At 65.0% G+C, this 21,150-nt stretch carries 20 protein-coding genes; 11 read left to right on the forward strand and 9 right to left on the reverse strand.

All coding sequences use genetic code 11. The features are described 5' to 3' along the window. Nucleotides 1–26: 26 nt before the first annotated feature. From IVB07_RS24745 to IVB07_RS24765, 5 genes are all read right to left on the reverse strand, one after another. Nucleotides 27–1,475, reverse strand: a complete 1,449-nt coding sequence (locus tag IVB07_RS24745; protein ID WP_247766713.1) for an aldehyde dehydrogenase — start codon at nt 1,473–1,475, stop codon at nt 27–29. A gap of 35 nt (nt 1,476–1,510) precedes the next feature. Continuing rightward, a complete protein-coding gene (locus tag IVB07_RS24750) occupies nt 1,511–2,836 on the reverse strand; it encodes an MFS transporter (protein ID WP_026233642.1) in 1,326 nt (441 codons plus the stop codon). 89 nt (nt 2,837–2,925) lie between these two features. Further along, nucleotides 2,926–4,635 carry an FAD-dependent oxidoreductase gene (locus IVB07_RS24755; RefSeq protein ID WP_026233641.1) on the reverse strand — a complete coding sequence of 570 codons (1,710 nt, stop codon included), beginning with the start codon at nt 4,633–4,635 and terminating at the stop codon, nt 2,926–2,928. Nucleotides 4,636–4,681: 46 nt separating this feature from the next. Beyond that, nucleotides 4,682–5,149: a MarR family transcriptional regulator gene (locus tag IVB07_RS24760; RefSeq protein WP_018458708.1), complete on the reverse strand. Its 468-nt coding sequence runs from the start codon at nt 5,147–5,149 to the stop codon at nt 4,682–4,684. Nucleotides 5,150–5,192: 43 nt separating this feature from the next. Then, the gene (locus IVB07_RS24765; protein ID WP_018458707.1) at nt 5,193–6,116 is read right to left on the reverse strand and encodes a LysR family transcriptional regulator; all 924 of its coding nucleotides are present in this window, start codon (nt 6,114–6,116) and stop codon (nt 5,193–5,195) included. A 108-nt stretch (nt 6,117–6,224) separates the two neighbouring features. Between IVB07_RS24765 and IVB07_RS24770 the strand changes: the two genes are divergently transcribed. From IVB07_RS24770 to IVB07_RS24820, 11 genes are all read left to right on the forward strand, one after another. Continuing rightward, entirely contained in the window at nt 6,225–6,548 is a 324-nt protein-coding gene (locus IVB07_RS24770) for a Dabb family protein (RefSeq protein ID WP_018458706.1), read from the forward strand. Then, nucleotides 6,545–7,624: a maleylacetate reductase gene (locus IVB07_RS24775; protein ID WP_018458705.1), complete on the forward strand. Its 1,080-nt coding sequence runs from the start codon at nt 6,545–6,547 to the stop codon at nt 7,622–7,624. Before IVB07_RS24770 ends, IVB07_RS24775 begins: the two co-directional genes overlap by 4 nt. 4 nt (nt 7,625–7,628) lie before the next feature. Further along, a complete protein-coding gene (locus IVB07_RS24780; RefSeq protein WP_018458704.1) occupies nt 7,629–8,999 on the forward strand; it encodes an amidohydrolase family protein in 1,371 nt (456 codons plus the stop codon). Nucleotides 9,000–9,019: 20 nt separating this feature from the next. Then, the gene (locus IVB07_RS24785) at nt 9,020–9,922 is read left to right on the forward strand and encodes an NAD(P)-dependent oxidoreductase (protein WP_018458703.1); all 903 of its coding nucleotides are present in this window, start codon (nt 9,020–9,022) and stop codon (nt 9,920–9,922) included. Nucleotides 9,923–9,937: 15 nt separating this feature from the next. After that, nucleotides 9,938–10,822, forward strand: coding sequence for an intradiol ring-cleavage dioxygenase (locus IVB07_RS24790; RefSeq protein ID WP_085352397.1), 885 nt, complete (start codon nt 9,938–9,940; stop codon nt 10,820–10,822). A gap of 57 nt (nt 10,823–10,879) precedes the next feature. Next, complete coding sequence (locus tag IVB07_RS24795) at nt 10,880–12,274, forward strand: FAD-linked oxidase C-terminal domain-containing protein (RefSeq protein ID WP_026233640.1); 1,395 nt, start codon at nt 10,880–10,882, stop codon at nt 12,272–12,274. Beyond that, a complete protein-coding gene (locus IVB07_RS24800) occupies nt 12,271–13,797 on the forward strand; it encodes a sugar ABC transporter ATP-binding protein (RefSeq protein WP_018458700.1) in 1,527 nt (508 codons plus the stop codon). Before IVB07_RS24795 ends, IVB07_RS24800 begins: the two co-directional genes overlap by 4 nt. Further along, complete coding sequence (locus IVB07_RS24805) at nt 13,790–14,740, forward strand: ABC transporter permease (protein ID WP_018458699.1); 951 nt, start codon at nt 13,790–13,792, stop codon at nt 14,738–14,740. Before IVB07_RS24800 ends, IVB07_RS24805 begins: the two co-directional genes overlap by 8 nt. Further along, nucleotides 14,737–15,714 carry an ABC transporter permease gene (locus IVB07_RS24810; RefSeq protein WP_018458698.1) on the forward strand — a complete coding sequence of 326 codons (978 nt, stop codon included), beginning with the start codon at nt 14,737–14,739 and terminating at the stop codon, nt 15,712–15,714. Before IVB07_RS24805 ends, IVB07_RS24810 begins: the two co-directional genes overlap by 4 nt. 42 nt (nt 15,715–15,756) lie before the next feature. Next, nucleotides 15,757–16,731: a sugar ABC transporter substrate-binding protein gene (locus IVB07_RS24815; RefSeq protein ID WP_085352393.1), complete on the forward strand. Its 975-nt coding sequence runs from the start codon at nt 15,757–15,759 to the stop codon at nt 16,729–16,731. Nucleotides 16,732–16,811: 80 nt separating this feature from the next. After that, a complete protein-coding gene (locus tag IVB07_RS24820; RefSeq protein ID WP_018458696.1) occupies nt 16,812–17,099 on the forward strand; it encodes a YciI family protein in 288 nt (95 codons plus the stop codon). A gap of 179 nt (nt 17,100–17,278) precedes the next feature. Here the strand turns inward: IVB07_RS24820 and IVB07_RS24825 are convergent, their stop codons facing one another. From IVB07_RS24825 to IVB07_RS24840, 4 genes are read right to left on the reverse strand one after another with little or no spacing between them, the layout of a single operon-like run. Further along, nucleotides 17,279–18,271, reverse strand: a complete 993-nt coding sequence (locus IVB07_RS24825) for an oligopeptide/dipeptide ABC transporter ATP-binding protein (RefSeq protein ID WP_247766721.1) — start codon at nt 18,269–18,271, stop codon at nt 17,279–17,281. After that, a complete protein-coding gene (locus IVB07_RS24830) occupies nt 18,268–19,257 on the reverse strand; it encodes an ABC transporter ATP-binding protein (RefSeq protein ID WP_026233639.1) in 990 nt (329 codons plus the stop codon). The genes IVB07_RS24825 and IVB07_RS24830 overlap by 4 nt, the downstream gene beginning before the upstream one ends. 19 nt (nt 19,258–19,276) lie before the next feature. Next, nucleotides 19,277–20,200: an ABC transporter permease gene (locus IVB07_RS24835; RefSeq protein ID WP_018458693.1), complete on the reverse strand. Its 924-nt coding sequence runs from the start codon at nt 20,198–20,200 to the stop codon at nt 19,277–19,279. Further along, a complete protein-coding gene (locus IVB07_RS24840) occupies nt 20,197–21,138 on the reverse strand; it encodes an ABC transporter permease (RefSeq protein ID WP_085352392.1) in 942 nt (313 codons plus the stop codon). Before IVB07_RS24840 ends, IVB07_RS24835 begins: the two co-directional genes overlap by 4 nt. Between the last annotated feature and the right edge of the window lie 12 nt (nt 21,139–21,150).

Genomic DNA, 21,150 nt, shown 5'->3' on the forward strand with positions numbered 1-21,150 from the left:
CCTGATGGGCTTCGCTTGTTGCGCGGTCAGAAGGGATAGTGCTGCGGCTGGGTCTCGATGGTGATCCAGCGCAGATCGGTGAACTCGGCGATCCCGGCCTGACCTCCGAAGCGGCCGTAGCCCGATCCCTTCATGCCGCCGAACGGCATCTGCGCCTCGTCATGCACGGTCGAGCCGTTGACGTGGCAGATGCCGCTTTCGATCCGCTGCGCCACCGTCAGCGCACGCGCGACGTCGCGGCCGAACACGGCGGCCGAGAGGCCGTACTCGGTATCGTTGGCAAGCCGCACCGCGTCATCCACGCCACTTGCCCGGATCACCGAGACGACGGGACCAAAGCTCTCCTCGGTATAGATGCGCATGCCGGGCACCACGCGGTCGAGCACGGTGGCCGGGACGACCGTGCCAACCCGGTCGCCGCCCGCGAGCTTGACGGCGCCTTTGGCGACCGCGTCGTCGATCAACGCAACGACATGCTTGGCCGGCGCCTCGTCGATCATCGAGCCGACGACAACGGGACCGGAGCGCGGGGGTCCGGCCGGAAGCGCAGCCGTTTTCTTCGCGAGCTTGTCGACAAAGGACGCCGCTACCGCCTCGTCGACGATCACCCGTTCGGTCGACATGCAGACCTGGCCCTGATTGATGAAGGCGCCAAACGCCACGGCCGCGACGGCGGCATCGACGTCGGCATCGTCGAGCACGACCAGAGGCGCCTTGCCCCCTAGTTCGAGCAGCACTGGCTTGAGCTGGCGCCCGGCCAGCTCGGCGATGACGCGACCGACGCGGGTCGAGCCGGTGAAATTGATCCGCCGCACGGCCGGATTGGCGATCAGGCGCTCGACCAGAGCGGGCGCATCGGCCGGTGCGTTGGTCAGAACATTTACGACACCGGGCGGAAAGCCTGCGTCCTTGAAGACCTCGCCGATCAACCGGTGCGTCCCCGGGCATATCTCGGAGGCCTTGAGCACGACGGAATTGCCGCAGGCGAGCGCCGTCGCCACGGCGCGAACGCCGAGAATGATCGGCGCATTCCACGGGGCGATGCCGAGGCACACGCCGACGGGCTGTCGAATGGAGATCGCGAGGCATCCCGGCTTGTCCGACGGGATCACCTCGCCGGCGATCTGCGTGGTGAGCGACGCCGCTTCGCGCAGCATGCCGGTCGCGAGCTTGACGTTGAAGGCCGACCAGATCTCCGTCGTGCCGATCTCGGCCATCATGATCCGGACGAAGGCGTCGCGCTTGGCCTCAAGCGCATCTGCGGCCTTCAGCAACAGGGCTCGCCTCGCATTCGGGCCGAGCGCCGACCATGCGGCAAACGCGGCGGAGGCCGCCGCCACCGCGGCGTCGGCATCGGAAGCGGTCGCGGCGGCCGCGCGGCTTGCGACCTCCTGCGACAGCGGATTGCGCCGCTCGAACACCTTGCCGCTGGAAGCGGCCTGATCCTGCCCGTTGATGAGAAGACTGACGTCCATGAAAAACCTCCCTGGGGTTGATAATGGCGCTCGCTCTAGCCGAGCAGCCGCGATTTTCCGGTTTCACGCGCAAAGCCGAGCGCAATCATCGCCGCGAGCGCGAGCGCAACGTAGTATCCTGTGATCGCGTAGGTGGAGCCCGTCTGCGCAAACAGGCTGGTGGCGACCAGCGGCGCAATGCCGCCGCCGAGCACCGTCCCGAGCTGCTTTCCGATCGACACGCCGGTGAAGCGAATGCGGGTCGGAAACAATTCCGGAAAATAGCTTCCTTCGCTGCCGAACATCAGCGGATGGATCACCCCCGCGGCGAGGATCACCGCGCCCGTCACCAGCACCGTGTCGCGGCTCGCGACCACACCGTAGAATGCAAACATCGAGATGGCTGCAAGCACCACGCCGGCCAAGAACAGACGCTTTCGTCCGATACGGTCGGACCAGGCTCCGATGAGTGGCATCGCAACGAGCCCGACGAGATTGGCGAACAGCACGGCCTGCGTGATGACGTCTTTCTGGACGCCGAGCTGACGGGTCGCGAAGGAGATGGTGAAGATGGCTGTCAGATAGAAATAGGACGTCTGCGCCATCTCGGCGAAGAATACGATGAGGATCGGCCGCCAATGTTCCCGCAGCGCTTCGACCACAGGCGCTACTTCCGTCACCTTCGCCTTTCGGAATGTCGCGCTCTCCTCGATGCGCAGGCGCATATAGACGCCGAGCGCGACCAGAACCGCGCTGATCAGGAACGGCACGCGCCAGCCCCATGACAGCAGGTCCGCTTCCGGCAGCCGCGCGATCGTGAGCGCCGCAAACGAGGCGAGCACGACACCGACGGGTCCTGCGGCCTGGATCACCGCGGCCGAGAAGCCGCGCCGGTGCCCGGGCGCCGTCTCGATCGCCATAAGGATCGCCGCAGTCGATTCGCCGCCGAGCGCAAACCCCTGAACGAAGCGCAACGCCACGAGCGCGACGGTCGCAGCCACGCCTGCACTGGCGTAGGTCGGCAACAATCCGATCGACATGGTCGCAAGTCCCATCATGAGCAGCGTACACAGCAAGACGGACTTTCGGCCGAGACGGTCACCGAAATGGCCGAATACAAGCCCGCCGAGCGGACGCGCCAAAAATCCGACGGCAAACGTCGCGAACACCGCAATCGTCGCCGTGAGCTGGTCGAACTTCGGAAAGAACAATTGATCGAACACCAGCGGCGCGATCAGGCCGTAGATGAAGAAGTCGTACCATTCGATCGCGGTGCCGATGGTGCCGGCGATCAGGATACGCCGGCGGCTGCTCGCCGTCTGCTCGGCAGTGGCGCCGGCGGCGGCATGGTCGTCGTAGTGCTCCAATGCTCTTGTCGTCACGGTTTCCTCCTCCGGTGTCATTTGTCGTTTTGTTGTCTTGTTGTTATTGGCCGCCGCAGCCGCTGGTCGGATGCAACGGCGAGAGTCGATCAGCTTGCCAGCCGTGCGCCGTCGCTCGCGTTGTGTCCGAGTGCTCGGGCAAGGACGCGCCCGATCGTACCAGCCTGTGACGCGCTGCCGCGCCAAGCCACGATCTGGTCGGGGCGTATCAAAGCCAGATCCGCCTCATAGAGATCGCGCAGGGATTTCGGCAGCGTGACGAGTTTCACATCAACCCCGATCGCACGGATGGTCTCGACGACTGACGCTTGAGAGGTCATGACCTCGCCGAACTGGAGCAGCGTCCACTCGAACCCGAACAGGTCGTACAGCGAGACGCCGTCCTCCAACCACGTATGCGGGGCGCGGCCGCCGGGACAGGCGCTCGGAACGTAGACGTTCGCGGCATCGGGCGGCGGCTGGCTGCCGTCGGAGACGATGATCGGCGAGCCGTCGTAGCGCCCACCGAAGGTGACGCCGGGAATGTTGAATTCCGCGCGGGCGTGCTGTTCGAGATAGACGCCCGCCGTCCGCCGCGCCTCGTCGCCGGCCTCGGTGGCGTCCTCGATGTCAGGCGCGGGAGCGAACAGACCGAGCGAGTCGGCAAAGCGACGCGCATAATCGGTGTTGCGCAGCGCCACCGGACGCCGCTCGACCTCATAGCTGTCGAGCAGCCCCGCCGGGCTCACACCCTTGACGACGCTTGCGAGCTTCCAGCCGAGGTTGACCGCATCCTCGATCGCGGTGTTGTAGCCAAGGCCTCCGGTCGGCGTGAACAGATGCGCCGCGTCGCCGCCGAGGAACACTCTGCCCCGCTGCATTCCGTTCGCGACCAGCGCGTGGCCGGCGGTCCAGGTCACGAATGACAGCACTTCGCAGTCAATCGGCGCGTCGCAAGCGCGCTGGAACGCTGCTTTGGCCTCGTTGATTGTGATCGCAATCTCGTCTTCCCCGGGCCGAAGCTGCGTGTGAAACGCAAATTCGTCGCGACCATTCACGGATGCCATGAAGGCGCGGCGGTCGCCGTTGAAGCAATTGTACATCCACGCCTTGGCATGCGGGATGCTCGCGTAGAAGCCAGGCGAACGGAGATAGACCGCCAGCATGCGGCCGCCCATGAAATCGCGCTGCGTTCCGGTTTCGCCGCCGTAGACGATCTCGAGCGATTGCCGGACCATCGAGCGCGGCCCGTCGGCTCCGACCAGGAAGTCGGCCCGGACCTGAAAGCGGCTGTTGTCATCGAGACATTCGATCTCGGCGATAACGCCGTCACCGCTCTCGACGTAGCTGATCAGACGATGACCGTAGCTGAGCCGTATTCCGGGAAGCCGTTCGGCGTGGCGGCGCAGCACCGCCTCGACGTATTTTTGCGAGACCCGATGCGGCAGCTCGGCGGCGCTCCAGGAGCCCGACATGCCCTTGACGAGCTCGCCCGCGCGTGACGATGACGGCAATTGAAATCGGGCCAGCTCGTAACCGGTGTAGCGCGTGAAATACGCAACGTCGGTCGGATAATCCGCAGGCAGACCTTCGCGTCGGATCTCGTCGGCAAAACCCAGCCGCCGATAGTGCTCCATTGAGCGCGCTTGCGTCGCATTGGCTTGCGGATTGAATGCCGTGCCCGGCTTTTCATCGACCAGGATCGCGGACACGCCGCGCCGGCCGAGCTCGTTGGCGAGCATCAGGCCGCAGGGCCCCCCACCCACGATGAGCACCGAGGCCGTCAGACATGTTTCCAAGGCGCTTCTCCCAACCAGCATTATTCCGCATGGTAAGGTCGCCTGACGATATCGTCAAGTAGCCTGACTACTTGGCGTCATCGAGCGTATCGAACGTCGCGCCATAGACCGCCAGTCCCTTCAGGATTGCATCCATCGTGGCCTTGCCGAGTTCGGCGCGCATCTCCTGCTCGGCGACGTCGACCGCGTCGCGGAACGCATCGAGCCATTTGCGCCCGGCCGGCGTGAACATGACGATGCGCGCGCGGCGATCGGTCGGATCGGCGATCCGATCGACCAAGCCGAGCTCGGCGCATTGATCGACCAGCTCGCCCATCGCCTGCTTGCTCATGGAGGCGCGGCGGGCGAGCTCCGTCAGTCTGGTCCCCTCCACGTCGAGATTACGTGTGAGGCCGACATGCGCGATCCTCGTTTCGCCATGCCCCTTCTCGCTCATCAGTTCGAGCACACGACCTTCGAAGCGCCGCACCGCGTTGTTGAGCAGCCGACCGATGTTGGCATGCCGCCATGCGGTGCCGGATGTCCTGGCTTTCAATGGATGTGCCTTCTACAAAGCCGCCTGAATTCGAAAATGTCGCTCACTTCGCCGCGTCGATCCAGATCCCCGGCTGCGAATGCTCGCGGATGTGGGTGACCAGGAAGTCGGAAAAGACCCTGATCTTGGCAGGCAGTCCGGCACGGTTCTGGTAGGCGATGTTCATCGTGAGCAGCGGCAGCTCCCAGTCCATCAGAACGGGGACGAGGCGGCCCGCAGCGATATCGCTTTGCACGATATAGAGCGGCTGGATGAGGATGCCGAGCCCCGCCAGCGCGGCGCCGCGGATGACCTGGCCGTCATTGCTGTCGAGCGTCGACGTGATGCGAACAGTCTGCGCGCCATTGCCCTTGCGCAGGCGCAGCGAATAGGGATCGTTGGCGAGATTGTAGATCAGCATGTTGTGGCGCGCGAGATCGGCGGGCTGCTCCGGCTCGCCGCAGCTTGCGAGGTAGGACGGCGCAGCAGCGAGCACCCGCCGCATCTGGCCGATGCGGCGGACGATGATGTTGGAATCCGGCTCCTGCTCGCGCGTCCTGATCGCCACGTCGATGCCGGCCTCGATGAAATCGGAGTACCGGTTGGCGGTGGTGATCTGCATGTTGAGCTTCGGATAGCGCGCGCGGAAGGCTGGCAGCATCGGCGCCAGATAGATCACCGCAAAGGACAGCGAGCTCGTGACCCGCAGCATGCCTTGCGGCGACAGCGCCCGATCGCTGACGATGTCCTCGGCCTCGGCCAACTCGCTCAAAACCCGGCTCGAGCGCTCCAGCAGCTCCTGCCCCGCCTCAGTCAACCACAGCCGACGGGTGTTGCGCTCGATCAGCCGGACTGCAAGGCGCTCCTCGAGAGCGCTGAGATGGCGGCTCGCGGCAGCATTCGACATCCGTAGGGCTTCGGCAGCTTTGGACATGCTGCCGAGCTCGGCCGTCTTGGCGAATACTTCCAACTGGAGCAGGCGGTCCATTTTTTCGCAAACAGGAAAAGAGACTTACGATTATTGAGCTTTATTTCCGTATCCCGCAAGTCAAAATGGCCTAAACACAAGCAAGATAGCAGGCGAGGAAACAGGGAAATGTCGGGCCCGATCAGGCACATCGTGATGTGGCGGCTGCGCGGCGAGACGCCGGCGGAGCGTTCTGCCGCCCGGGTCAAGGTCAAGACCCTGTTCGAGGGGCTGCGCGGCCGGATCGACGGCCTCACCCATATCGAAGTCGGTCTCGATGTCAGCGATGTCGACTACGCCTGCGACGTCGTTCTGTTCTCCGAATTCACCGACCACGCTGCGCTCGCGGCCTATGCCACCCACCCGGAACATCTGCGCGTGCGCGAGGCGCTGGGCGACTTGCGGATCGGACGCTTCCAGGTCGATTATCCCATCAAAGAGACCGGCGCATGATCGGTACGTTCACCTTTGAAAACCTGCCCTGCCGCGTCGTGTTCGGCAGCGGAGCTTTGGCCTCGGCCAAGGCCGAGGTCGAGCGGCTCGGTGGCAAGCGCGCCCTGGTGCTGACGACGCCGCAGCAGGAGGCGCAAGGCAAAAGTTTGGGCGCGGCGCTCGGTCCGCTCTACGGCGGCATCTTTCCGGGCGCGACCATGCACACGCCGGTCGAGGTCACGGAGCGGGCGCTCGCGGCGATGAAGGCGTGCGAGGCCGACTGCGTCATTTCCCTCGGTGGCGGATCCACGACCGGCCTCGGCAAGGCGCTGGCCTTGCGCACCGGCATCAACCAGCTTTGCATTCCCACGACCTATGCCGGCTCGGAGATGACGCCGATCGTCGGCCAGACCGAGAATGGCCTGAAGACCACGGTCCGCGACGCCGCCATCCTGCCGGAGACCGTGATCTACGATGTCGATCTCACTTTGACGCTGCCGGCGAGCCTGACCGCGACATCAGGCATCAACGCCATCGCACATGCGGTAGAAGCGCTCTACGCGCGCGACACCAATCCCGTCACCTCGCTGATGGCAGAAGAAGGCATTCGCGCCTTGGCGCGTGCCCTGCCCGCCATCGCCGCCAAGGGCGACGATCGCGAGGCTCGCACCGAAGCGCTCTATGGCGCCTGGCTGTGCGGCGTCTGCCTCGGCACCGTCGGCATGGCGCTGCATCACAAGCTCTGCCACACGCTCGGCGGCACCTTCGACCTGCCGCATGCCGAGACCCACACCATCGTGCTGCCGCACGCGCTGGCCTATAACGCGCCGGCCGTGCCCGATGCGATGGCGCGGATCTCACGCGCAATCGGCGCCGCCGATGCACCGCAAGGACTTTTCGAGCTCGCGAAGCGGCTGGGTGCGAAGGTCGCATTGCGCGACATCGGCATGCCCGAAGGCGGCATCGACAAGGCTGCCGACCTCGCGGTCACCAACGCCTACTGGAACCCGCGCCCGCTCGAACGCGACGCCATTCGCGACCTGATCGCGCGCGCCTGGGCCGGCGAGCCGCCCGGCGCCATCAAAACGGCAGTTTGATTCGATGCGGCGCACGCTCATCAAATCCGCCGTCATCATCAGCATGGATGACACGATCGGCGATTTACCTGGCGGCGACGTGCTGATCGAGGGCAGCCGCATCGTTGATGTGCGTCCATCGATCGACGTCGGCGGCGCGACCGAGACCGAGATCGTCGATGGCACCGGCCGCATCGTCATCCCCGGCCTGATCAACGCCCATATGCACACCTGGCAGACGGGCTTGCGCGGTTATGCCGCCAACTGGACGCTGCTGGAATATTTCCGCCGCATGCATGCTGGTCTCGCTACGGTCTTCAGGCCCGAGGACATTTATATCGCGACCTTGGTGGGTGTGCTGAACCAGATCAATCACGGCACCACCACGCTGGTCGACTGGTGCCACAACAATCCGACGCCCGATCATACCGACGCCGCGGTGCGTGGCCTGATCGAATGCGGTATCCGGGCGGCCTTCTTCCACGGCTCGCCCAAGCCCGAACCGAAACCGGGCGAACCGCATTTCTCGGAGATCCCGCATCCACGCCGTGAGGTCGAGCGACTGCTGGCGGGGCCCCTCGCCGACCGCGACGGCCTCGTCACGCTTGGACTCGCGATCCTCGGCCCGCACTATTCGACGCTGGACGTCGCCATGCACGATTTTCGCATGGCGCGGGAACTCAAGCTGATCGCATCGATGCATCAGGGCGGTGGTCCTGCGAAGACGCCCGGTGGCTGGGAGAAGCTGATCGAGGCGGGTCTCGTGGGCGCCGGAATCAACATCGTCCATGGCAATGACCTGCCTGACGAACTGCTGGACCGGATGGTCGATCTCGGCGTCTCCTTCTCGGTGACGCCGGAGAACGAAATGATCCAGGGCCACGGCTTTCCGATCACCGGACGGCTGCTCAAGCGCGGCGTGCGGCCGACCATCGGCATCGATCTGGAATCCGTACTGGCGGGCGACCTCTTCTCCGCCGCGCGCGTTGCGCTCTCGATGCAGCGGGCGCTCGACAACGCCGAGTCGCGCAAGGCCAGCGGCACCATTCCGGCGACGACCACGATCCCCGTCCGCGAGGCGCTGCGCTGGATCACGACGGAAGGCGCCCGCATGCTCGGCCGCGAGGACCAGATCGGCTCGCTGACACCGGGCAAGCTCGCCGACCTCGTCATCATCAATTGCTCCGATCTCAACCTCGTCCCGGTGCACGATCCCGTTTCCACCGTGGTGATGCAGACGAGCCTTGCCAATATCGAGGCCGTGATGATCGGCGGCGTGTGGAAGAAGCGGAATGGTCGGCTGCTGGCCGAGGGCCTGGGGGCGAAGAAGGAACTGCTCGTGCAATCCGGCCGGCGACTGGTGCACGACATCGAACGACAGGGACACGCCGCCTGAGGGCGTCAAGGACAACAACAATGACGGACGCTTCGAAACACATCGCTTTCATCGGGATCGGCAAGATGGGCTTGCCGATGTCGGTGCTCGTCGCCAAGGCCGGTTATGCGGTGACCGCGTTCGACCGGAGCGCCGCACGGCTCGAGGAGGCTCGCACGCAAGGCATTTCGATTGCCGCTTCACCGGCCGAGGCCGTGGACGGCAAGGCCGCGATCGTCACGTCCTTGCCCGATGACGCTGCCTTGCGCGGCGCATTGCTCGGCCCAACCGGCCTCATCGCCGCGATGGCGGCTGGATCTGTTGTGATCGAGACCAGCACCGTGAGCGTCGAGGCGTCCGCAGAGGTCGACGCCGCCGCCCAGGCGCGCGGTGTCTTCTACCTGCGGGCGCCGGTCTCGGGCAATGCCAGTATCGTCCACACCGGCGCGCTGAGCTGCTTCGTCTCGGGCCCGGAGGACGCCTACGAAAACGCAAAGCCGCTGCTTGCCGCCTTCACCCGCGCCCAGACCTATCTTGGGCCCGGCGAGGAAGCGCGATATGCGAAGCTTGCGGTCAATCTGATGATCGCGGTGTCGGCCGCGATGATGGCGGAGAGTCTGGCGCTGGCGCGCAAGGGCGGCATCGGCTGGCAGGACATTCTGAAAGTCCTCGACGACAGCGCGGTCGCCTCGCCGATGGTGAAATACAAGACCGCGCCGCTGCGCAGCCGCGATTTCGACTCGACTTTCTCCTGCAGGCAGATGGCCAAGGATCTCGACCTGATCCTCGGTGCCGGCCACGCCGTCGGCGTGCCGCTTCAGCTCGCGGCCCAGGTGCGCGAGACCTATGGCTCGCTGGTCGCGCAGGGCGACGGCGACGCCGACTTCATCGCGACCGTCAAGCACCTCGAGCGGCTGTCCGGCCTTGGCGAGCCCAAACTCTGATTCACGGAGGCACCTATGCGAAATTTCAACGAGAACACGATCACGGACGCGGTGCTGGATCGGATCGCAGGCGCGACCGATCCGCGGATCAAGCAGGTCAGCGAAGCGCTGGTGCGCCACCTTCATGCCTTCGTCCGCGAGGTGCGACCGACCCAGAAGGAATGGGAATACGGCATCGAGTTCCTGACCCGCACCGGCCACATGTGCGACGACAAGCGCCAGGAGTTCATCCTGCTGTCGGACGCGCTCGGCGTCTCCATGCTGGTCGACGCGATCAATCATCCCGTGCCGGAAGGCGCCACCGAAACCACGGTGCTCGGTCCGTTCTTCGTGCAGGCGTCGCCCGAGAAAGACAACGGCGCTGACATCTCCGGCCCGATGGAAGGCGATCCGATGCTCGTCACCGGCTCGGTGTCGACCGTCGACGGACGGCCGCTTGCCGGCGCCGTCGTGGATGTCTGGCATTCCGACGATGATGGCTATTACGACGTGCAGCAGCTCGACAAGATCGGCGACCTTGCGATGCGGGCGCGCTTCCACACCGACCAGAACGGCCGCTTCAATTTCTGGTCGATCAAGCCGGCTGCCTATCCGATCCCACATGACGGCACAGTTGGGGACATGCTGGCGGTCCAGGGCCGCCATCCCTGGCGCCCGGCGCACGTGCATTTCATGATCTCGGCGCCCGGCTTCGAGCAACTCGTGACCCATGTGTTCGTGGCCGGCGACCAGTATCTCGACAGCGACGTGGTGTTCGGCGTCAAGGACAGCCTGATCCGCGAATTTGTGCAGTGCCCGCCCGGCCGTGCGCCCGATGGTCGCATGGTAGACATCGAGTATTTTCACCTCAACTATGATTTCGGCCTGAAGCAGGTCGCTAGCAGCGCAAGAGCCGCTTAAGCTGAACGACGGCGGACCAGACAAGAGTCCGACAACAGGGCCAGACAGGGAGTAAGAATGGGACCGCGAGTCAGCACGAGCATATTGGCCGATCGCCTCACAGGCATGATCGGCCCGCGCGCGAGCGTCGCGCGTGGCGTGCTCGATCAGCATGGGCAGAGCGAGTCGCATTATCGCAACCTGCCGCCCGACATCGTCGTCTTCCCTGAAACCACGCAGGAAGTCGCGGAGATCGTCAAGCTGTGCGCTGGCGCGAATATGCCCATCGTACCGTTCGGCGCCGGGACCTCGCTCGAAGGCAATGCGGCCGCGGTCGCGGGCGGCGTCTGCTTCGACTTCGCACGCATGAACAAGGTGCTGACGGTGCACGATAGCGACATGGACGTCGTCGTGCAGCCCGGCATCACCCGAAAGCAGCTCAATGCGGAGCTGCGCGGCACTGGGCTTTTCTTTCCGATCGATCCCGGCGCCGACGCCTCGATCGGCGGCATGACGTCCACGCGAGCTTCCGGCACGATGGCGGTGCGCTACGGCACCATGAAGGACAACGTCATGGCGCTGGAGGTGGTTCTGGCCGACGGCCGCGTGATCCGGACCGCCAGACGCGCGCGCAAGTCAGCCGCCGGTTACGACCTGACGCGCATGTTCGTCGGCGCCGAGGGCACGCTCGGTTTAATCACCGAAATCACGCTGAAGGTGCATCCCGTGCCGCAGGCGATCTCGGCCGCGGTTTGCAGCTTCGACACCCTGCCCAACGCCGTGGACAGCGCGATCTCGATGATCCAGTCCGCGATCCCCGTGGCGCGTATCGAGCTGCTCGACGACGTCATGATGCGCGGCATCAACGCCTATGCGAAGCTCGGCTATCGCGAAGCCCCGACGCTGTTCTTCGAATTCCACGGCTCCGAGGCCTCTGTTGCCGAACAGGCCGAGGCCGCAGAGGCGATCGCCGCCGACCATGGCGGCCACGGTTTTGCCTGGGCCAAGGCGCCGGAGGATCGCAGTCGGCTCTGGCACGCCCGCGACAATACGCTCTATGCCGGCCTGGGCCTGCGACCCGGCGCGCGCGCAGTGATCACCGATGTCTGCGTGCCGATCTCGCGGCTCGCCGAATGCTTGACCGAAACGCGGCGCGACGCGGACGCGCACGGCTTCACCGCGCCGATCGTCGGCCATGTCGGCGACGGCAACTTTCACATGCTGATCCTGGTCGACCCGGCCAGGCCCGAGGAAGCCGAAGGCGCCAAGGCGCTGCAGGCCCGCATGGTCGCCCGCGCGATTGCCATGGACGGCACCTGCACCGGCGAGCACGGCATTGGGCTCGGCAAGATCGATTATCTCACCGACGAGCTCGGCGAGGCCGTCGATGTGATGCGGTCGATCAAGAGCGCGCTCGACCCTGACGGACTGATGAACCCCGGAAAGATCTTTGCAGGCGGAGCGCAGGCATGAGCACCGCCGCATTAGCCGTCGAGCCCGCCTCACCTGTCCCGCTCCTTGAGCTGCGCGGCATCAGTAAGGAGTTTCCCGGCGTCAAGGCGCTGGACGACGTCTCCTTTGCCGTCTTCCCCGGCGAAGTCCACATGCTGCTGGGCGAGAACGGCGCCGGCAAGTCGAGCCTGATGAAGGTGCTGTGCGGCGCCTATCGCGCCGATGCCGGCGAGTTCTACTACAGAGGCGAGCCGGTCGCGATCCACTCGGCCGCGGACGCGCAGAAGCTCGGCATTGCCGTGATCTTCCAGGAATTCTCCCTCGTCCCCCATCTCGATATCGCCCAGAACATTTTTCTCGGCCGCGAGCCGAAGGGCCGCATCCCCGGCACGATCGATCGCCGCAAGATTTTGGCCGACGCGGCGCGCGTGCTCGGCACGATCGGCTTTGACATCGATCCCTCCACCATCGTTGACAAGCTGGGGGTGGCGCAGCAGCAGATGGTCGAGATCGCGAAGGCGATCAGCCAGAACGCCCGCATCCTGGTGATGGACGAGCCGACTGCGGCGCTATCCGATCGCGAGACCGAGCTGCTGTTCGCGCTGATCGCGCGGCTGAAGGCCGACGGCGTCTCGATCGTCTACATCTCGCACCGCATGGCGGAGGTGTTCGCGCTCGGCGACCGCATCACCGTGCTGCGTGACGGCCGCCGCATCGACGGCGTCAAACCTGCTGACGTCACGCCGGACCAGCTCGTCCGCATGATGGTCGGTCGCAACGTTGACATGACCTACCCGCGCAATTTTGCCGACAAGCCCGGCGAGCTGCTGCTCGAGGTCAAGGCCTTGAGTTCATCGACGGGGATCGCCGACATCAACATCGAGGTGCGCCGCGGTGAGATTGTCGGCCTGTGTGGCCTGGTCGGCTCCGGTCGCAGCGAAGTCGCGCGCGCGATCTTCGGTGCCGATCCCGTGACATCAGGCGAGATCGTGTTCGACGGCAAAGTCATTTCCGGTGAGCCCGACCTCGCCGCCCGCCGCGGCATTGCGCTGATCCCGGAGAGCCGCAAGAGCGAAGGTCTCGCGCTGCTGCGATCGGTGAGCGACAATCTGGTAGTGTCGGCGCTGCGAAAACTGTTCCCGAGCGGGTTGTTCGACCAGCGCAGTGCGCAGCGCACTGCCGACGGCCTGATCCGTCAGCTACGCATTGCGACGCCTAGCGCACGGCAGACCGTCGGCCTGCTTTCAGGCGGCAATCAGCAGAAGGTCGTGATCGGCAAGTGGCTCGCCGCCGGCTCAAAGCTTTTCATCTTCGACGAGCCGACCCGGGGCATCGACATCGGCGCCAAGGCCGAAATCTTCGCCCTGATCGACCGCCTTGTCGCGGAAGGCGCGGCGGCGCTGATGATCTCGTCCGAACAGGTCGAGATCTGCCACGTCTGCGACCGCGCCTATGTGATGCGCGAAGGGCGCATCGCCGGGCATCTCGCGCGTAGCGAGCTGACCGAGGAGAACATCGTGCGACTGGGGATGCATCATGCGTGAGGCCGCGGTCGTCTCTCAACCGAATCCGCTGCAACGGATTCCCGGCGTTGCCATCGTGCTGGTGCTGCTGATCGCGCTGTTCAGCACGATCGCGCCCGGCTTCCTGTCGGTCGCCAACCTCTCCAACGTGCTGGTGCAGTCGACGATCCTGACCATGCTCGCGCTGCCGATGACCTTGATCATCATGACCGAGGGGCTGGACCTGTCGATGGGCGCGGTGCTGACGCTGACCTCGCTCTGCGTCGCCATCGTCTCGCTCACCACCCACTCGATGTTGCTCGGCCTCGGTGCCGGGCTCCTCGTCGGCGCGGCCTTCGGCTTCGCCAATGGCTGGCTGGTCGCCATCGTGGGCATCCCGCCCTTCGTTGCGACCTTGGGCACGCTCGGCATGGCGCAGGGCCTATCGCTGATCGTCAGCGACGGCCAGAGCGTGGTCGGCATCCCCCACAGCGTGCGCGACATCTATTCGGCGACGCTTTTGGGAATTCCCGTGCCGATCGTGATGGCACTCGTGACCTACGCGGTCTTCCACGGCCTGCTCTATCACACCCGCTTCGGCACCTACATCTTCGCGCTCGGCGGCAACCGCGAGGCGCTGCGCTACGCCGGCCTCTCACCGAATAAGCTGCTGATCGCGGTCTATGCGATCGGCGGCGCCATGGCCGGCATCGCCGGCCTCTTGATGACTGCGCGGATGAATTCCGGGCATCCAACCGCGGGCCTCGGTCTCGAATTCGATGCGATCGCGGCCGTCGCCGTCGGCGGCACGTCGTTCGAGCGCGGCAATGGCTGGCTGCTCGGCACGCTGCTCGGGGTGCTCTCGGTCGGCGTGCTGCGCAACGGGCTGAACCTGATCTCGCTGCCGTCCTCGGTGCAGGTCGCAAGCGTCGGCGTCCTCGTCATCGTTGCCCTCTTCCTTGACGGCCTGCGGAGCCGCGCATGACCGACATCAGCAAAGACGCCATCGCGCCGCCCCGCTCGTTCCTGTCGCAGGACGCGATCCAAATGTTCTATCGCCTGCTTGCGGCGCTGCTGATCTGTGCGGTGCTCGCCGTGCTCAGCGATTCCTTCCTGAGCCTCGGCAACATTCTCAATGTGCTCAGGCAGGCGAGCCTGACCTTCTTCATCGCCTCCGGCCTGACCCTGGTGGTGCTGACCGCGGGCCTCGATCTCTCCGTCGGCGCCAATGTGGCGCTGTCCGCCTGCATCGCCGGGACCGTGATCCACAAGACCGGCTCGCCGGCGCTCGGCATACTCACGGGGCTTGCCTGCGGCGGCATCGTTGGGCTCCTCAACGGCGTCATGGTCACCGCGCTGCGCATCCCCTCCTTCATCGCCACTTACGGCATGCTCTGGGTGCTGAACGGCCTCACCTATTGGTACATGGCGGGCGAAACCCTTCACGGCTTCCCGGCCGGCTTCCGCCAGATCGGCAGCGGCTATCTATTCGGCCTGCCGATCCCGGTCTATCTGCTGCTGGTGTTCCTCGGGATCGGAACGCTGTTTGCGCAGCGAACGATCTGGGGCCAGGAGATCTACGCGATCGGCGCCAATCCGGTCGCGGCGCGGCTCTCCGGCATTCCGGTCGCCCGACGCCTGCTGCTGGTCTACGCCGTCTCCGGCACCATGGCGGGGCTCGCCTCGATCATCTTCCTGTCGCGGCTCAATTCGGCCGAGGCCGACATCGGCGAAAGCCTGACGCTGCCCGCGATCGCCGCGGTGCTGATCGGCGGCACCTCGCTGTTTGGCGGCGTCGGTACCGTGTTCGGCACCTTCATCGGCGCACTGATCCTGACGCTGGTGCTGAACGGCATGAACCTCTTGTCGGTCAGCGCCAACTGGCAGCCGATCGTCACCGGCATCATCGTCATTCTCGCGGTCTGGCTCGACATGAAGACCCGCCGCCGCGCGCAATGAGTTCTTGAACGACCAACAAGCAAAACGAGGGATGGAGGCAACATGAAACAGACACTGGGCTATTTGGCGCTGCCGCTGCTGATGGCGGCTGCGCTCACCACGCAAGCGCGAGCCGACGGCGAGACCATCGCCGTCTTCACCAAGAACCAGACCAACCCGTTCTTCCAGACGGTGCGAGTCGGCGCGGACAACATGGCGAAGACGCTGAACGCCAAGACGCTGCAGTACATCCCGACCAAGCCCGACAGCATTCCGGAGCAGCTCAGCCAGATCGAAGACGTCGTGGTGAAGAAGCCGAGCGCCATCGTCTTCACGCCGGTCGACTACAAGGCGATGGTGCCGGGCGTCGAGAAGATCAACGACGCCAAGATCCCCGTCGTCAACATCACCGACCGCTCGGCCGGCGGCAAGTTCCTGTCCTTCGTCGGCGCCGACGATTACAGCCTCGGGCTCGAGACCGCGCGCTTCCTGCTCAAGACGCTCGGCGGCAAGGGCAACATCGTCATCATCGAGGGCGTCAAGGGCTCGCTGACCAATGTCGACCGCGTCCGCGGCTTCAACGACGCGTTGAAGGAAAACGCCGGTGCGAAACTGCTGGCCTCGCAGCCCGGCAATTACCAGCGGCTCCAGGCGCTCCAGGTGATGGAGAATCTGATGCAGTCGAACGCGCAGATCGACGGCGTGCTCGCCGCCAACGACGCCATGGCGGTCGGCGCGATCGAGGCCCTCGACGGCGCCAACCGCAAGGCGCAGGTGATCGGCATCAACGGCACCAAGGAAGCGATCGACGCGATCAAGTCCGGCAAGCTGCTCGCGAGCGGCGATTACAACGGATTCTTTCAAGGCTGCCTCGGCACCATGATGGCGATCCGCTCCTTGCGCAACCAGCCCGTCATTGCTGAGATCGTGCTGAAGCCGACCGTGATCACCAAGGACAATTACCAGCCGTTCGACGTGCCGCTGGAGCAACGGAGCTGCCCGACTTTCGAAGAAGCCAGCAAGCTCGGCGGCAAGTAACCAACCGCCGCCATCACGACAAGCCCGGACGGCCGCAGCCGCGGCCGTCCCAAGAAAACGTGATATAAACGGAGACCATCATGCTGTTCGCCATTCACGCCCTCGACCGCGCCGGCGCGCTGCCGATCCGGCTCGCCAATTACGACGCCCACAAGGCTTTCCTGAGCGACACCTCGCGCTTCGGCGTCAAGATCGTGATGTCAGGGCCGCTGGTCTCCGACGACGGCGAGAGGATGATTGGCAGCCTGTTCCTGATCGAGGCGCCCGGCCGCAGCGAGGTCGAGGCTTTCAACCAAGCCGATCCGTTTGCCGCGGCCGACATCTGGGAAAAGGTCACGATCACGGGCTTCCTGCGCCGCCAGGGTTGAAGGCGGCTAAAACAAAAAACGCGAAAACAACCCCATGCACAGTAGAATGAGGTTGTTTTTACACATGAATTTTCGTCGCAAACGTTTTTGACTCGTCGGGCAAAACAGGAGCAGAGTGTCATCCTCGCCCGATTGACGCCCCTGCGCCTCGATCCAGAGCTTTGCGACCGCCCAGACGGCTAGCCGCTCGTCACCGTCGCACCTTCTTCGAGATGACAGGCCACCCACTGCTCGGGTCCAGCCGCGCGCAATGTCGGCTCCTCGGTCCGGCAGCGATCGAATACGTATGGGCAACGGGTGTGGAAGCGGCACCCGCTCGGCGGGTTGATCGGACTCGGCACGTCTCCCTTGAGGATGATGGGATTGCGCTGAGCGCCAGGCTCGGGCAGCGGCACCGCCGAGAGCAGCGCCTTGGTGTAAGGATGCTTTGGCGCGGCGAAGATCTCGTAGCGCGGCGCCACCTCGACGATCTTGCCGAGATACATCACCGCGACGCGATGGGTCATGTGCTCGACGATCGCGAGGTCATGGCTGATGAACAGCAGCGCCAGGCCGAACTCGCGCTGCAGATCCTGCAGCAGATTGACGATCTGGGCCTTTACCGAGACGTCGAGCGCCGACACCGCCTCGTCGCAGACGATCAGCTCGGGCTCGGCGGCGAGCGCACGCGCGATGCCGATGCGCTGGCGCTGGCCCCCGGAGAATTCGTGCGGCCTGCGGTTCAGCGCCTCGCGCGGCAGGCGCACGGTGTCCATCAGCGCCGTCACGCGTGTCTCGAGATCGATCGCGGATTTGGCGAGGCCGAAATTGCGGATCGGCTCGGCCAGGATGTCGCGCACGCGCATGCGCGGATTGAGGCTCGAGAACGGGTCCTGGAACACCACCTGCACGCGGTGGCGCATCTGGCGCATCGTGCTCGGATGGGCGTCGTCGATTCGCTGGCCGTCGAGGATGACCTGCCCCGCCGTGATGTCGAACAGGCGCAGGATCGCGCGGCCGACCGTCGATTTACCGCAACCGGACTCGCCGACCAGCGACAGCGTCTCGCCGCGCGCGATCTCGAACGACACGCCATCCACCGCATAGACCCATTCGGACTTGCGGCTGAACAAGCCTTTTTTGACCGGGAAGTGCTTCTTGAGGTCGTTGACCTGGAGCAGCGGGGGACTCATGCCGCGACCGCTCCCTTGGCCGCATAGTGGCAGGCCGCAACGTGACGTGGCCCCTTCTCTTCGAGCCCCGGCGCATACTGCCGGCAGAGATCGGTCGCGAGCGCACAACGTCCGGCGAAGACGCAGCCGACGATGGGCTTGCGCAGATCAGGCACCTGCCCCGGAATCTCTGCAAGCCGCCTCGCGGTGCCGGTCAGCGACGAGCCGAGCCGCGGCACTGCGCCGAGCAGGCCCTGCGTGTAGGGATGACGCGGCGACCGGAACAGGTCCGCCACCGGCGCTTCCTCGACCTTGCGGCCGGCATACATGACCATGACGCGCTCGGCGATCTCGGCGACGACACCGAGATCGTGGGTGATCAGGATGATCGCCGCGCCAACCCGGTGCTTGAGATCCAGCATCAATTTCAGGATCTGCGCCTGGATCGTCACGTCGAGGGCTGTGGTCGGCTCGTCGGCAATGAGAAGCTTTGGATTGCAGGCGAGTGCAATGGCGATCATGACGCGCTGGCGCATGCCGCCGGAGAGCTGATGCGGATATTCCCGCACGCGCCGCTTCGGCTCGGGAATGCCGACCAGAATCAGCATCTCGATCGCGTGCGCCTCGGCGGCCTGCTTGTCCAGCCCCTGGTGAATCATCAGCGTTTCGCGGATCTGACGGCCGACGGTCAGGACCGGGTTGAGGCTGGTCATCGGTTCCTGGAAGATCATCGAGATGTCGTTGCCGCGGATCGCGCGCATCTCGCGATCCGACATTTGCAGCAGGTCCTTGCCCGCGAAGCGGATGCTGCCGGCGATCCTGCCGGGCGGTTCCGGGATCAGCCGCATCAGCGACATCGAGGTCACCGACTTGCCGCAACCGGACTCACCGACGATGGCGAGCATCTCGCCCTCGTTGACATGGAACGACACGCCTTCCACCGCGCGGTTGATGCCGCTGGGCGTGCGGAAGTGGGTCTGGAGATTTTCGACTTCAAGCAGTGCCATCGCGATCAACCCCTCGCCATCACAGGCTCTTGGCCATGCGCGGATCGAGCGCATCGCGAAGGCCATCGCCGAGCAAATTCACGGCGAGCACGGTGACGGACAGAAACGCCGCCGGAAAGAACACGATGTAGGGCTTGACCTGCCACAGCGCCCGCCCCTCGGCCATGATGTTGCCCCAGGACGGAATGGTCGGCGGCGTTCCCGCGCCGATGAAGGACAGGATCGCTTCCGTGATCATCGCACTGGCGCAAATGTAAGTCGCCTGGATCAGCATCGGCGCCAGCGTGTTCGGCAGGATGTGGCGCAGGATGATCATCGGTGTGCGCGTGCCGCAGGCTACCGCTGCATCCACGTAAGGCTGCTCGCGCAGCGACAGCACCACACTACGGACAAGACGGGAAACCCGCGGGATTTCGGCAACCGTAATCGCCAGAATGACGTTGCCGACGCTGCCGCGTGTCAGCGCCATCAGCGCGATCGCCAGCAGGATCGGCGGGATCGACATCAGGCCGTCCATGAAGCGCATCAAGATGCCGTCGGCCCAGCGGATGAAGCCGGAGACGATGCCGATGGCGAGACCGGCCGCGGAGGCGAAGATCGCAACGGACAAGCCGACCGTGAGCGAGACGCGCGCGCCGAACAGCACGCGTGAATAGATGTCGCGACCGAGCACGTCGGAGCCAAACCAGTAAAGCGCCGACGGCGCGCGGGTGCGCTTGGCCGGCGCAAGTGCGGTCGGATCCACCGTGCCAAGATAAGGCGCAAAAATCGCGATCAGGACGAGTATCAGCAGCAACGTGCCACCGATGGCGACGGTGGGATGGCCCCGCAGCAGGCCGATGAAGCCGCGCCGGATCACGACGGGCCGAAGAATCTCCGGCAGTTGCGGCGCGAGGACGAAGCCCGCCGGCAGCGCTTGCGGATTGACGGTCGTGTCGGTCAATAGCGGATCCTCGGGTCAACGAGCGTATAAACGACGTCGATCATCAGATTGACGAGGACGTAGACGAAGCTGAACAGCAGCACGATGCCCTGGATGACGGGATAATCGCGGCGCAGGATCGCGTCGATCGTGAGCCGGCCGAGGCCGGGAATCGCGAACACGCTTTCCGTGACGACCGCGCCGCCGATCAGAAGCGCAATGCCGATCCCGATCACCGTGACGATCGGCACTGCCGCGTTCTTCAGCGCGTGGACGAACAGGATGCCGCCCTGCCCGAGGCCCTTGGCGCGCGCGGTGCGGATATAATCCTGTTGCAGCACTTCGAGCATGGTGGCGCGCGTGATACGCGCGATCAGCGCGATGTAGACACAGCCGAGTGCGATCGACGGCAGGATCAGGTTTTGCAGCCAGGGCCAGAGGCCCTGGGCGAGCGGCGTATAGCCCTGCACGGGAAGCCATTCGAGCTCCAGCGCAAAGACGTAGGCGAGGACATAGCCGACGACGAAGACCGGCAGGGAGAAGCCGAACACGGCAAAGGCCATGATGGCCCGGTCGATCAGGCTTCCCGCCTTCCAGGCCGCCAGCACGCCGAGCGGCACCGCGACCACGATCGTGAGCAGGAGCGTGACCATCATCAGCGACAGCGTCGGCCCGAGACGCTGGCCGATCATGGTCGAGACCGGCAGATTGGTGAAGATCGAGGTGCCGAGATCGCCGTGCAGAATGCGCCAGACCCAGCTGCCGAACTGGATCAGGAAGGGTCGGTCGAGCCCGAGGCTCTGACGGATGCGCTCCACATCCTCCGGACTTGCCTGATCGCCCGCGATCACCACGGCGGGATCCCCCGGCGCGATGTAGAGCAGGCTGAACACGAACAGCGCGACGATCGCCATCACGGGCAAGGTCGAGGCGATACGCCGGAGGATGTAGGAGAGCATCTGGCTTCAGCG

Source organism: Bradyrhizobium sp. 172 (genome assembly GCF_023101065.1).
Lineage (GTDB): Bacteria > Pseudomonadota > Alphaproteobacteria > Rhizobiales > Xanthobacteraceae > Bradyrhizobium > Bradyrhizobium canariense_D.